At 48.4% G+C, this 13,055-nt stretch carries 10 protein-coding genes; 5 read left to right on the forward strand and 5 right to left on the reverse strand.

Features of this window, described 5'->3' with window-relative positions:
* Positions 1–11 precede the first annotated feature (11 nt).
* Positions 12–842, forward strand: coding sequence for a glucosaminidase domain-containing protein (locus KBW69_RS08115; RefSeq protein ID WP_257253255.1), 831 nt, complete (start codon positions 12–14; stop codon positions 840–842).
* Between the two features lie 215 nt (positions 843–1,057).
* On the opposite strand, the gene ttcA is transcribed toward KBW69_RS08115, so the two are convergent.
* Complete coding sequence (ttcA, locus tag KBW69_RS08120; protein ID WP_257253256.1) at positions 1,058–1,978, reverse strand: tRNA 2-thiocytidine(32) synthetase TtcA; 921 nt, start codon at positions 1,976–1,978, stop codon at positions 1,058–1,060.
* Positions 1,979–2,297: 319 nt separating this feature from the next.
* On the opposite strand from ttcA, the gene KBW69_RS08125 reads away from it, so the two are divergent.
* Together KBW69_RS08125 and KBW69_RS08130 are read left to right on the forward strand one after the other, a co-directional pair.
* The gene (locus KBW69_RS08125) at positions 2,298–2,633 is read left to right on the forward strand and encodes a TraR/DksA family transcriptional regulator (RefSeq protein WP_257253257.1); all 336 of its coding nucleotides are present in this window, start codon (positions 2,298–2,300) and stop codon (positions 2,631–2,633) included.
* Positions 2,634–2,803: 170 nt separating this feature from the next.
* A complete protein-coding gene (locus KBW69_RS08130) occupies positions 2,804–3,070 on the forward strand; it encodes a GIY-YIG nuclease family protein (RefSeq protein WP_257253287.1) in 267 nt (88 codons plus the stop codon).
* 50 nt (positions 3,071–3,120) lie between these two features.
* Here KBW69_RS08130 and KBW69_RS08135 read toward each other — a convergent pair whose 3' ends face one another.
* The 3 genes from KBW69_RS08135 to fnr all read right to left on the reverse strand — a co-directional run bounded on the left by KBW69_RS08135 (position 3,121) and on the right by fnr (position 5,191).
* Positions 3,121–3,648 carry a hypothetical protein gene (locus KBW69_RS08135; protein ID WP_257253258.1) on the reverse strand — a complete coding sequence of 176 codons (528 nt, stop codon included), beginning with the start codon at positions 3,646–3,648 and terminating at the stop codon, positions 3,121–3,123.
* 210 nt (positions 3,649–3,858) lie between these two features.
* Entirely contained in the window at positions 3,859–4,401 is a 543-nt protein-coding gene (locus KBW69_RS08140) for an adenine phosphoribosyltransferase (protein WP_257253259.1), read from the reverse strand.
* A 31-nt stretch (positions 4,402–4,432) separates the two neighbouring features.
* Complete coding sequence (gene fnr / locus KBW69_RS08145) at positions 4,433–5,191, reverse strand: fumarate/nitrate reduction transcriptional regulator Fnr (protein WP_257253260.1); 759 nt, start codon at positions 5,189–5,191, stop codon at positions 4,433–4,435.
* 318 nt (positions 5,192–5,509) lie between these two features.
* On the opposite strand from fnr, the gene KBW69_RS08150 reads away from it, so the two are divergent.
* Positions 5,510–9,682 carry a hypothetical protein gene (locus KBW69_RS08150; protein WP_257253261.1) on the forward strand — a complete coding sequence of 1,391 codons (4,173 nt, stop codon included), beginning with the start codon at positions 5,510–5,512 and terminating at the stop codon, positions 9,680–9,682.
* Between the two features lie 113 nt (positions 9,683–9,795).
* Positions 9,796–11,385: an autotransporter domain-containing protein gene (locus KBW69_RS08155; RefSeq protein ID WP_257280567.1), complete on the forward strand. Its 1,590-nt coding sequence runs from the start codon at positions 9,796–9,798 to the stop codon at positions 11,383–11,385.
* A gap of 80 nt (positions 11,386–11,465) precedes the next feature.
* On the opposite strand, the gene hemN is transcribed toward KBW69_RS08155, so the two are convergent.
* Positions 11,466–12,857: an oxygen-independent coproporphyrinogen III oxidase gene (gene hemN, locus KBW69_RS08160; RefSeq protein ID WP_257253263.1), complete on the reverse strand. Its 1,392-nt coding sequence runs from the start codon at positions 12,855–12,857 to the stop codon at positions 11,466–11,468.
* Between the last annotated feature and the right edge of the window lie 198 nt (positions 12,858–13,055).

The raw sequence follows: 13,055 nt of genomic DNA on the forward strand, positions 1-13,055 counted from the left end.
TTGCTAATACCATGATGAATAAAATTGATCGTTATTTTCTTTTGCTACTGGCGGGACTTGTCGCTCTGGCAAGCTGGTATAACAAAGATTTTCAGCCTGTTAAAGAGCCCGCAGTAGAACAGGTAAAAAAGATCAGCAAGGAGGAGGTTAAGAAAAAGGTTCAAAAGGATATTCCTGATTTTGCCTCCATCGAAGACGTCAACAAGAAGAAAAGTCACTTCTTTGGCTTCATCAAGCAAATGGTTGATGAAGAGAATGAGCGTCTGGCGGGTATCCGTCAGGAAATTAAAATGCTAAGAGACAAATCGACTCTGCATGAAGCCGAAGAAAAGTGGTTATTTGATATTGCCAGAAAATTCAGGGTGGATGAAGAGTTTAGAGTCAGTGATGATTTTTATGACGACCTGTTGAGTAGGGCGGATGAGATTCCGGTCTCTCTTGCTTTGGTGCAGGCAGCTAACGAGTCGGCCTGGGGGACTTCAAGGTTTGCCGTTGAAGCCAACAATTACTTTGGCCAGTGGTGTTTTACTCCGGGCTGTGGTGTTATTCCCGGTGAGCGTCCGGAAGGTGCGACTTACGAGGTCAGGAAGTTTTCTTCAATGGCTGCATCGGTTCGGTCTTACATGCACAATCTCAATACCAGCCATCATTATGAAGGTTTGAGGGAGCTGCGCTCAAAAAGAAGATCCATGGGGAAGCCAGTTACCGGTCCGATGCTGGCACATGGACTTCATGCCTATTCCTCAAGAGGGATCGATTACATAGAAGAGTTGATATTCATGATTGAGAGTAACGATTTACTAAAGTTCGATCTGGAAAAGCCTTTAACGGATCAGTATTAATTGATGGATGACTTTGGTAATAATGCATCTAATGATACTGCTAATGCCTCAGCAAACGACTCCCTCCGGTGCATACCGGAGGGATTGTATAAATAGCGAAGCACGCCATTGAAAACAGAAGATTGTTCAGTCAGGGGGGGCATGGGGCAGGATCAGGGGAATCCGTTATTACGGGAACTTTGCCAGTAAAAACTGTCCGATCTTGCCTGATAAGCCTAAAGGTTAATCAAATTTACAATGGAGGCTTGTTCAGGCTTTTCATCTTCATCGTTTTGATCCCTGAAGGTCAGAGGTACATCCACCGGGTCAAATGCTGTGTCACCCTCTTCAGCAGGCTGGCCATCCGCCACCAGATTTCTGAAATCAAATAATGAGCTGTCTGCCAGATGGGAGGGAGCTACGTTTCTCAGAGCTCTGAACATACTTTCCATTCTGCCGGGGAAGCGCTTGTCCCAATCAGTGAACATAGCTTTGATCGCTTGCCTCTGAAGGTTTTCCTGAGAGCCGCAGAGGTTACAGGGGATAATCGGAAATGCTTTGAACCCGGAGAAACGGATAATATCTCTTTCACGGCAGAAGGCCAGAGGGCGGATAACCGTGTGCTGACCGTCGTCACTAACCAGTTTGGGCGGCATGGCTTTCATCTTGCCGCCATAGAACATGTTCAGGAACAGAGTTTCTAAAATATCATCCCGGTGGTGGCCTAAGGCAATCTTGGTGGCTTTCAGCTCGCTGGCTGTGCGGTAGAGAATGCCCCGGCGCAGGCGTGAGCAGAGTGCGCACGTGGTTTTTCCTTCAGGCACCTTCTCTTTGACAATGGAGTAAGTATCTTCTTCGACAATGCGATACTCAACGCCCAGATTTTCAAGATAATCAGGCAGCACATGTTCAGGGAAGCCAGGCTGTTTTTGATCAAGGTTAACTGCGATAACGTCAAAATTGACCGGCGCATAGGTCTTCAGATTCAGCATAATGTCCAGCAGGGTATAGCTGTCCTTTCCCCCTGACAGACAGACCATGATGCGGTCTCCATCCTCAATCATGTGGTATTCAGCGATGGCCTGACCAACCTCTCGTCTCAGGCGTTTCTGTAGCTTGTTGAAGTTGGTTTTTGCGCTTTTTGTCTGACTCTGCATTTTGGTTCTGTCTTGTCTCTCAAAGTACCCAACTTCATTTAAAGCCCGGAAAGGGGGCGGTTAAACCGGGTGACTTACAGCTCTGAATAATGGTCAAACGGGCAGGAACCCGAAAATTGAGGACATTATAATAAAAGGTTTAACGATAGGCATCAGGGATATCTCCCGAATTTCGCAGGGCTGCATGCGACTGTTGCGAATGAGCTGTCGAAATATAGTTAACTGTGGCTATGCTTAGCTAATGGACAGAATGCGAAGGGACATAGCATCCAGTCGTTTATACACACAATAATCGTCGACATTTATTCAGGGGATTTCCATGGCTGATTACGAGAAACTTAAAGTCTGGTTATTGTCTCGCAGAGATGAGTTGAATGTTCGTCTCGGAAACATCAGTAAAGATATGACTCGCAGGGCCAATGCCGATTGGTCAGAACAGGCGCAGGAGAGGGAAAATGATGAGGTTATTGACCAGCTGGGTAATGATGCCCGGGCTGAACTTAACCTGGTTAACAAAGCGCTGGATCGTATGAATCATGATGATTACGGCTTCTGCACCGGCTGTGGTGACAAAATCATTGAAGCCCGTCTGATCGCGATGCCATACGCCGATCTGTGTATTAAGTGTGCAGAAAAGCGCGATCGGGCCAGCTGACGTCATCAGCTCTGTAGGGGGCAATTTCGTTACGAATCTTGATTTAAAAGGGAGGGTGAGTACTCGCCAGCAGGTATGACCGCAAGCTTATTAACTCAAGCTGAATGATTCCCGCCTTTTCGAGAATGATGATCGAAGGAGTATCAATGCTTAAGTAACCTTGCGTTTACATACTTGCCAGTAAGAGAAATGGAGCACTGCATATTGGTGTAACCAGTCACCTGATTCAGAGGATATGGCAACGCAAAAACGACCTGGCTTCTGGTTTTACAGCAGAACATAACGTTCACATGCGGGTTTACTTTGGGCAGCGTGAAACGATGGAGTCCGCCGTCATCCGCGAAAAACAGCTGAAGAAATGGAATCGCCAGTGGAAGATTGATTTGATTGAAAAAGAAAACCCGCAATGGAATGACCTGTGGGATTATATTCAATGACCGTTTGCAACATCCCCCATTGTCTCGAAATTGTCCGCTACAGAGCAGCATCAGGGAGTCTTGACACTCTCTGATACTGACTCTTCTGTCTCAATTGAATTCGTTATTAAAGTCTTGTAGCTCGCCACAAAGCTCTCGATGGGGCCGGGGTGGTGACGGTGGTAGTAATTATGCCAAAGCTTACCCAGAGCATGGACATCATCATGGGGTACTTTGTGGATGGGTTTATTGGTTCGATAATAAATCATCCAGGCAATGGCTGTTGCGTAAGAGAGGTTGGTCGCTAATTCCAGGTGTGGATGAGCCAGAAATTCTCTCTGGCTGGCCAGCCCCCGGATCAAACTGGAAAGGTCGGCCTTCTTCGCCAGATAATGATCCCAGATGTTGCGATGCATTCTGGGCGAGATTTGAAATATCCCCAAAGCCTGATGGTGTTCTTGTTTAAGATGAAAACCCAGCCCGGATTCTCTGGCGGCAGTCCCCAGCAGCAGGTTTTCTGCAGTAGGGCTCCACATTCTTAAATGTTTCAGGGTAGGGCGAACAACGTAGTGGCGCAGCTCCTTTGCACAAATACCCATCGGGATTTCCTTTGCTTTAGAGCATTATTTTCATTATTCAGATTATCGTAGCACTCAAAAAAATCTGAAGTACAGCAAAATTTAACCAGGGAGCACTTCAGAGCATGAAAAACACAGCAGCACCTGAAGTTATTTCCGATAAAACCGAATATCAGGCCACCGTGGAAGGGGTAGAAGTGAGTTTGATGCAGATAGAGCAAATAAGGGGGGTTATTCCCCTTCAAATTCACACAGAGAGAAGACCGGAACTCCTGCTTCGTTCAATGTCTTTGAACCTCCAAGATCCGGAAGGTCCATGATGGCAGCCGCTTCCAGAATTTGTCCGCCGAGTTGTTTGACCAGATGACTGGCCGCAAGCAAAGTGCCGCCTGTTGCGATCAGGTCGTCGACCAGAATCACTTTATCACCTTTCTTAATGGTGTCTGAATGAACTTCCAGGGTCGCCGTACCGTATTCGAGCTCATAATCCCGGGCGACGGTATGGAAGGGCAGTTTCCCCTTTTTCCTGAATAAGACCAGTGGCTTGTTCAAAGCATACGACAGCGCAGAGCCCAACAGGAAACCCCGTGCATCAAGGGCACCGATCCGGTCAAACTCAACATTCATGTACCGATGAATGAGGCTGTCCATGACTGACCGCCAGGCTTTGGGGTTCTCGAAAAGCGTGGTAACGTCCCGAAAATAAATGCCAGGGTTTGGCCAGTCAGGAACGGTTCTAATCTGTGCTTTCAGATAAGCTTCATCAACGATCATTTTTTTGCCTTACTGTCCATTCCGGGCGAGCTTATGCGGTGGAGATAATCTGTTCCAAATCGACAGACTTTCCACCCGCCAGTGAGCATAATTGAACCGGGTCACGGATTTCAATCTCTTTGCCCACTGCGAAGATCAGGCCGTTTTTTTGAAATCGGGTAAATACCCGGCTAACGGTTTCTACAGCCAGTCCCAGGTAGTTGCCCATTTCGTTGCGGGACATGGACAGCCGGAATGACTGAGATGAGAACCCCCTGCGACGAAAACGACTGGCCAGATTGATCAGGAAAGTCGCAATCCTTTCATCGGCGTTCTTCTTGGACAGTAGCATCATCATCTGCTGATCTTCCCGGATTTTCTTGCTCATCAGGCGCATCATATGACGACGCAACTCTGGGAATCGGTCGGACAGGGTTTCTAGCTGATCAAAGGGGATCTCACAGATCATGGTGGTTTCCATAGCCTGTGCAGAGACAGGGTAGACGTCAGTATCCATACCACTCAGGCCCAGTATCTCGCTGGGAAGGTAGAAAGATGTGATCTGTTCCTCACCTTCGTTGGTGGCGGTATAGGTCTTAATGGCCCCGGAGCGGACAGCGAAGACGCTGGTAAAGGGGTCTCCTTCCAGGAACAGGTGTTCCCCCTTCTTGAGAGGGCGGCCTCGCTTGATGATGCGATCAAGCTGGTCAATGTCTTGTAGACTCAATGCCAGCGGCAGGCAGAGAGAGCTAAGACTACAGTCTCTGCAGGCCACATGGCCAGGCTGTCGTACATTGGGCTTTGACGTCATTGAGTGGCCTCAAAGTCGTATTGGCGAAATCGCTGCACATTCTATTGAAAATGTTATCTGAGTGTAAGTCTGTGCTTTCCGAGACTAAAGTGTAATTCCTTCATACTTAAGGTTTTTTTCGGAAAATGCTTATCAGGTTTCGATAAGTTCGCGGTAAAAAGTATTGCCCTTGATCAGCAGGTTGGACCTTTAGCTACAGGGTTTATGGAGGTCGCTGTGAACGCTATCAATAACTATTAGTAAAGAAAAATATTCTTCACGGCCAATGTGCCGATAACTGTTTTCAATACAATTTCGTAAATCAGGGAGATTTACGCCATGAGTCTGTTCAGCTCAGTGACGGGGATTTTCTTTAGGCCAGCCGTGCCAGAGGCTGAACCCAGAACCTTTGAGGAACTCGTTGACGCAGAAGGTCTGACATTTAATGATCTTACGCCACGGGAAAAGAAAATCCTGATGGACAGAAAGGGCGAGCTGGAGCTGGATAAACTCAGATCATTAAAACTCGAAGAGGCCGAGTGTGCTGAGCTTGAAGAGACGCATCGCACCAGACTTCAGAAAAGCTCGATCTGGAATGGCCGGAGAATCGCTGTCACCATCGCCAAGGGGACTGGGGTTATGGTCGTTGGGGCCTTTGCAGCGGGGGCTGCTTCTGTCTCTATTCCTGTCGCTGCCGGAGTAGCTGTGTGCACGGGAGTAGGCTATTTGTTTTATCTTCGAACTCATGCGGGTGAGCTGGAAACGCGTTCAAAGCAACTGACTGATTTTGTCGTTACACACGCACAACCCCAGAGAATTATTCGGGAACAGCTGGAGATCAGAGAGTCTGAACGTGCAGAGGCTCTGAACAGAACGCTCCATCAGACACAAGAAGAGCTGGCGTTGGAGAGACAGCGAAAAGCAGAGTTGGCCAGTCAGCTGTTTCCGGAAAAATCGGATCTGGCCTCAGGGCAAGAACACTTTCAGGAGATGCAGTATTTAATCGAACAACTCAGGTTTGCCGAGCAACGTCAAAAAGAGCTGGGCGATGAGTTAAGAGTACTGACAGAGCGGCACAAAAACGTTGATCTTGAGACACTGAGAGTGAATGAAGAAGTTGAACGATTGAGTGATGCTCTCAGGAACTGGCAAGATACTGAAAAAGGGGGAGAGCTTCAGCTTGCCCGTGAAAAGGTCATGGCCCTTGAAGGTGAAGCACGGACACTCACTGAAAAGATTAAAGAAAAAGATATTGAGCTTGAAAGGCTGAATCGGCAGAAGAGCCTTCAGGCCAACGATATTCAGGCACTGATTCTGCAAAATAAAGCCGTTGAGCGAGGCACTATTAAGCCATTGCAGAGAAAACTAAAGGTAGCCGAGCGAATGCTTGTCGATGCAGAAAACGCTCAGCAGGCGATTCAAAACCAGCTCTTCCAAACTCAGCAGACTGTCCGATCCCTGGAAGGAGAGGTCAAGACGGTTTCTGATGAAGCGGATACCCGCAGAGCTCATTTGGAAAGTGCTTTAGAAAGGGTTCAGTTTCTGGAGAATCAGTTAAGTCTTGCCATTCAGAATAAAGATAAAAACTTTCAGGAATATCTGGTTGTTATTAGTGAGCTAAATACTGTTCGAACGCAGCTTGTAAGCAGTCAGGAGTTACAAAAGGAGCTGGAAACCCAATTGGAGAATGATCAGGCTGCTCAGCACATTCAGGTAAGGCGACTGGGGGCAGATCTGGAGAAACTGCAAAAAGAGAAAGCCCTGTTGATCAATAGCTCGGAAAAGATCGCTTCTGAGAATCGGTTGTATCGGGAGCAGGTTGCTCTTCTCACCCGGGAAGAGCAGATGGTCAGGGCGCGTTGGGTAGAGGCACACCAGTCGACTCAGCGTCTGAAGAATGTTGAAAAAGAACTTAAGGCTCAGGGTGAACTGCTTGCAGAAACCAGAGTTCACTTACAGCATGAGGCTTCTTCCAGAAAAGTGCTGGAAGCGGAGCTCAATGGCTTTAAGCAGTGGGAAGCAAACGTTGCCAAAGAAAAAGCTTCGCTGGAGGCGCAGATCCAGCGTCTCAGGGATCAGAAAAAAACAGACCAGACTGAGCTCGTCAGGACAGCGCATCAGCTTGAAGAGAAAAAGTATGAGCTTAAATTGCTGCAAGAAAGTCATACCCGCCTTCAGGAGCATGTCAGTCAGGGTAAGCTTTCGAAACAGCAGTTGAGAACCGAACTGGATCGCGTGAGAGAAGAGATACTGAATAGAAACAGAGAGATCCGGGAAATTAGTGACCTTTTGCAGAAAACAAAAAGCGCCCTGGAAAGTTCAGAGCAGAAGGTTCTTGACCTCAAAGCAGAACAGGAGACCGTTCGCAGTCAAACCATGCAGGGGCCTGTCTCCAGTGCTATGACTCACGTGAATCAATTGACCGCTGATTTGGTGAATACCAGAGAGCAGCTAAAAAAGGTCGAAGAGCAAAAGTATAATCTGGAGCTACAGTTTCAGGGGCTCAGCAGTATGAATGAGAAGCTGCTGAAAGAAGCCGCTCAGTTTAATAACAAGCGGGGTCAGAAAAAAAGGGTCTGGCAACAGCAAATCAGGCAGGCTAAATATGAAGCTGAACAATGCCAGGCGCTTGCTAAACGATTCCAGCAAGAGTTGATCAGCAAGAACTCATCGGTTGATGAGATGAGTGAGAGGCTCAAGCAATTTGAAGAGGCGTTTGGTCAGGTTTCAGAAGAGTTAAACGTCAAAAAGCAGGAGGCAAATGCAGTCACCATTCAGCTTGAGTCGACCATGATAGAGTCTGAAGAACGAAGGCTAAAGCTGGAAGAGGTGGAACAGTCGAGGGCTAAACTGCAATTCAGGCTGGATTCCCTGACCGGCGAACTTGAAATGCTCAGATCAAAACCGAAAGGCGTTGATAAAGAAGTGCGCCAAAGAGTAGTTGATGAGCTTGCAAAAGCACAGGGCGAGGTTAAACAGCTACAGAGACTGCTGGGTGGCATTGACACCATTGAGGAAAAACTTCAGGCCGATGCTCAGGCATTGCCGAAGCTGAAAGATAAACTCAATGAGATTAATGAACAGCTGATGTTCCTCGAAGGGTCTCTGCAAAGGGTTCATGAATCGGTTCAAACTAAGGCTGAGGAGATTGCTCAGACCCTGTCACGGCTAAAGTCTGAATGGCAGGAGATGGCGGTCATGACTGGACAGGAAATGGTCGCTATCAAACGTCAGGTCGAACAGCTGCATGAGATGAGCTATCTACTGAAAGTCCGGGAGGTAGAGAGTCAGACCAGGACTCTGGAAACTCAAGTCAAGCTGGTAGAAGCTCTGAAAACGCTCAATGAGCTGCAAAAGGGCAGGGATTCTGAAGAGACTGACAAGTTGGCAGAAGAGTTGGTGGCTGCTGAAACCTTGCTGCAAGCATTAAGGGAGGAATCCGAAGAACTGTCACGAAGTCTCATGTCAATGCAGAATCATCCTGCTGTGCTGGTTGACGTTGATCCTGAAGACAGGGAGCTGGACCGACTGCGCAGTGAACTGTTGCTGGAGCAGCAAAAGTCAGAGGACTATGCCAGCCAGATCAGAGAGCTGAAAGTGCAGTTTGTGCGACAGAGTTCTGAAATGCAGCCGTCTGATACCCCTGATGAAGAGTATGCCCTGACAATTTTGGAAGTGGTTAAAAAGTACATTGCCCTTGATGAAAATGAAGCCCGTCCGGGCACAGGTCTTGAAACTCTGTTGACTGATCCTCTGGATTATATTTACCGCATTGATGATTCAGACGACAATGACCGGGACTGGGAGACCGAGCTGGCTGGCGAAGAAGCTCCTGAGAGCTGGCACCTGGCCCTGAAAGAAGAACAGCAACGCTCCAGAGCTTACTTCAAAGAGTTGATGGCCTTTCGGACTTATTTGGTTGCTGAACTGGGGTATCGTGGATTAAAAACAATGGCGCTGGAAGAGTGCAGGGTGGAGCTGGAAGGCATCATCAGTGATTATCTTGGAATATCGGAAGAGCTTAAAGAAATCTCTCTGACGAATTCACCCGTGACGACAACGATGCCTTCGTCATCGCGGGTGCCGCCCGATAGATTGCCAGACCTGGAGTGGGATAATTATGGTGATTTAAGGGGGTCTTCAGATTTGTCGGAGGATGCAGCTCATTCTGATGATGGTATGCAATACGAACCGACCCGGCCTGAAAGTTGGAGCAGCTTTGAGGATTATTATGAGAATGATGAGCTCGGGCAACAGAGACGTGAAGATCATGAACCAGAAATGAACGATCAGCAAGAGCTCAACCAGAAAGTGCTCTCTGTACTGGGTGAACTGGAGAACATTGACCATGAGCTTGCAGAGCTGGGTCAATCTGAGCAAATCGCGGCTTCTTCTATTGGTAAAGAGACTGGGACAGACAGCCGGCGAGCCAGACTGGAGGAAAGGAAAGCAGAACTGAGTGCCTGGCTCCTTCAGGAAGACGTTTACACAGTGATGCAAAAGTTTCGTTAGGAAACGGGCTGTGTACATCTGTTTGTTGAAATAACAACCCTGTTAGTCAAATCCTGAAAATAATCAGTCATAGTCCCCCGAAGGAATTCAATCAGTACTCCGGGGGAAGGATTATGGCCGAAAAATTACTCAAATCAACATTCGTATTGGTCATGCTGCTGGCAGCCGTTGTGTTGCCTGTGCCCGTGCTGGCTATTGATCCGGCCTTACTTGTGACCGGAGGAACAGCCCTTCTGGGGACGGGGCTTGGCGGGCTCTCCTATAGGCTTGGTCAATGGTTGTTCAGTCCGGATAACGGCAGTGACGATAACTCTGCTCCGTTAATAGTTGAACCGGTATCCTTTTTTAATCCCGGTGAGGACAAGCCTTATGAAGTCACTCTCAGGCTCCTTGAAAGTGATGATGGTGGCGGAGGCGGTGGCGATGGTGGAGAAGCCGGGCATGATGAGAAATCTGGATCAGAATCCAGAGATAATATCCCGCTGAGCCCTGAAAGCCCTGAAGGTTCTGAGAAGTCTGAAAAACATAATGAGGCTGTAAAAGGTGCTCAGGAAAAGTGGATGGTCATTAAGGTTGAGAAAGGGGCTGCCAGTCGTGCATTGCAGTCAACGATTAATGAGCCCCTGCCTGAAGTCGGAGAGGTGCTCTATCATCCGAGCCCCAGCGCTCAGGCGACATTAAATGCGACACGTCATCTGGAAATGGCTGCTACTCAGGCATTGTTCAACCAGATGAGTGATCTGCGCCAGATTATGGATTTCTACCGCAGCGGTCAGGCTTTTCTTCTTAATAGTGCCAGTTTGGATCAATACACGTTGAAAGCAGGCAATCAGACCATCACAGAGCAGTTGCAGAGTGATGGCGGCAGTCAGTGGCACAGCTTTGTGCAAACTTATGGCTCGAAATCCCATTATTCATCACTGCCTGGCCTGGAAGAAATGAACGCCAACAGTTACGGGCTGAATGCCGGGGTTTTTAGTCAGGCCACTGAAAATACCATTGTCGGCCTGATGTTTGGTACCCGTAAAACGTCAGCCGTTTTCCAACAGAAATTGGGCTCGGGCTCGGTAGAATCTGTACATTTTGGTCCGTTCATGTCTTGGCAGAGGGATCAATGGCAGTTTGATGGAGCCCTGACTGTTGCTACCAAACAATACAGCAGCCAGCGTAAGCGGGCCGGGGGTGATCGGCTGCGAGCTGATCGCTCAGGCTTAGAGTGGAATGCTTACGGCGCCCTGGGTTATGACATCGACATGAATGACTGGCTCAATGGTCTTACCGTCACGCCAATGGTTGAGTTTCTTTACCATCATTCTGAGTCGGACAGCTTCAGAGAGAAAGGTCTGTCTGGTGAAGGAATGGCTGTGCGCGGGCAATCGTTTGACCAATGGGTTGTCCGGTTGGGCAGTGACTTTGTGTTACTGAATGAAATGGGGGATAAACCCTCAGCCCTGAAGCTCTCTGCGGGCTATCAGCAGCAGACTGTATTGAGTGAAAAGTCCAAATATACAGTCAATGACACTGAGGGGCACGGACAGTCAGAACATCTGTTTCAGGAGATCAACGACACGGGGTTGTATCTGAGTCTGGGCTACCATGGCGAAATGTCTGAGCAATCTGCTCTGAGCATGAATTATACGTTGATTCGATCCAGTCGTAGTATCAGTGACGGCCTTCAACTGGGTTATACACGATCTTTCTAGTCAATCAGTCTGACAGTGGCTTATTAGACGCTTTTCGTGCTCAGCCCGCTATGTCTGCGGGCTAATTTACCTGAGCAAGGTTAAATCACCTTTGAATAAAGGTTCTGCCGTTGTTGTGTCTGCTGTTTGAAATAACCATCAAACTGCATGCAGATGTTTCTGATCAGCATCTTGCCCCTGGGCTCGACTTTAATCCCCTGACCATTCAAAGAAACCAGCCCATCGTTGGCCATGGGTCTCAGTGCTTCCAGTGCATCAGAGAAATAGTCACTGAACTTGAGGTCATAACGTTCTTCGACTTCAGCAAAGTTCAGTTTGAAATGGCAGATCAGTTGGTTAATGACACTTTGACGAATCTCATCATCACGATTCATGGTCAAACCACGGTAGATCGGCAGGCGGGCTTCATTGATTGAGTTTTGATAAGCCTCCATGCTGACATGGTTTTGCGTATAAACACCGCCTACCTTACTGATAGAGGAAACGCCCATGGCAATCAGGTCGCAGTGACTGTGCGTGGTATAGCCCTGGAAGTTTCTGTGCAGGGTGCCTGTTTCCTGGGCGACGGCCAGCTCGTCATCGTTCAGGGCAAAGTGATCCATACCGATGAAGACATAGCCTCGCGCTACCAGCTTTTTGGTGGCCTGATGCAGAATGTCCAGCTTTTCCTCAGAAGAGGGCAGGTCGGCCTCGTTAATTCGTCTCTGTGGTTTGAAGCGATGTGGCAGGTGAGCGTAGTTAAACAATGACAGTCGGTCTGGTGCCATCCCGATCACACGGTTTACGGTACTCATGAAACCGTCAACGGTCTGATGAGGCAGGCCGTAGATCAAATCCATATGCACTGACCTGAAAGCCATCGTTCTGGCGGCATCCAGAACAGACTGAACCTGCTCTTCGGGTTGCACCCGATTGATGGCTTGCTGAACCTTCTCGTCAAGATCCTGTACGCCGATGCTGATACGGTTAAAGCCCTCGTCACGCAGACGGGACATCATGACCCAGTCCACCTCGCGGGGGTCCAGCTCAATGGAAAAGTCAGCATGACTTTGATAGCTGAAGTTAAAGACGGACCTTAGCTTGTCCATCACCGCAGAAATCTGGTCCGGGCTCAGAAACGTTGGAGTGCCACCACCAAAATGAAGCTGCTCTACTCTCTGATCCTGGCCGAACAGACTGGCTTGCATGTCGATCTCGCGAAACAGGTAGTCGAGGTACTCTTTGGCTTTGTAACGGTGCTTGGTGACTATCTTGTTGCAGCCACAGTAGTAGCAAACGTGGCTGCAGAAAGGTATGTGTATATAAAGGGACAGGGGATTATTGGTCGCACTGCTTCTCCGGGCGCTGGACTCATAGTGCCCGGGGTTAAACCCCTCCTGAAACTGAACGGCAGTGGGGTATGACGTATATCTTGGGCCACTGAGGTCGTATTTTTTGATCAGACCTGTATCCCATACGGGGGCTGTACTCATGTTAACTCTCGAATTGGTTACCGCTCATCTGGCTGGACGCTATTGATGACTATCCAGGTAAACAGCCGATTGACCGGTTCTTTTTATTAACAGTTTAAAGACTAAAAAGCCAAATGTATTTGACGTGTGTCAATAAGTAGGTGGCGCAATTCATTCCGGTTTCAATGCTTTCAGGTCGCCGGATTCCAGCGCGGGAAC

It is taken from the genome of Endozoicomonas sp. ISHI1 (assembly GCF_024606225.1).
GTDB lineage: Bacteria > Pseudomonadota > Gammaproteobacteria > Pseudomonadales > Endozoicomonadaceae > Endozoicomonas_A.

Excerpts from the sequence above, each read along its gene's own strand:
- fnr (WP_257253260.1), bottom strand. The coding sequence starts at position 5,191 with ATGACGTCAAAGCCCAATGTACGACAGCCTGGCCATGTGGCCTGCAGA.
- KBW69_RS08135 (WP_257253258.1), bottom strand. The coding sequence starts at position 3,648 with ATGGGTATTTGTGCAAAGGAGCTGCGCCACTACGTTGTTCGCCCTACC.
- KBW69_RS08155 (WP_257280567.1), top strand. The coding sequence starts at position 9,796 with ATGGCCGAAAAATTACTCAAATCAACATTCGTATTGGTCATGCTGCTG.
- KBW69_RS08125 (WP_257253257.1), top strand. The coding sequence starts at position 2,298 with ATGGCTGATTACGAGAAACTTAAAGTCTGGTTATTGTCTCGCAGAGAT.
- KBW69_RS08150 (WP_257253261.1), top strand. The coding sequence starts at position 5,510 with ATGAGTCTGTTCAGCTCAGTGACGGGGATTTTCTTTAGGCCAGCCGTG.
- KBW69_RS08115 (WP_257253255.1), top strand. The coding sequence starts at position 12 with ATGATGAATAAAATTGATCGTTATTTTCTTTTGCTACTGGCGGGACTT.
- KBW69_RS08140 (WP_257253259.1), bottom strand. The coding sequence starts at position 4,401 with ATGATCGTTGATGAAGCTTATCTGAAAGCACAGATTAGAACCGTTCCT.
- hemN (WP_257253263.1), bottom strand. The coding sequence starts at position 12,857 with ATGAGTACAGCCCCCGTATGGGATACAGGTCTGATCAAAAAATACGAC.
- ttcA (WP_257253256.1), bottom strand. The coding sequence starts at position 1,978 with ATGCAGAGTCAGACAAAAAGCGCAAAAACCAACTTCAACAAGCTACAG.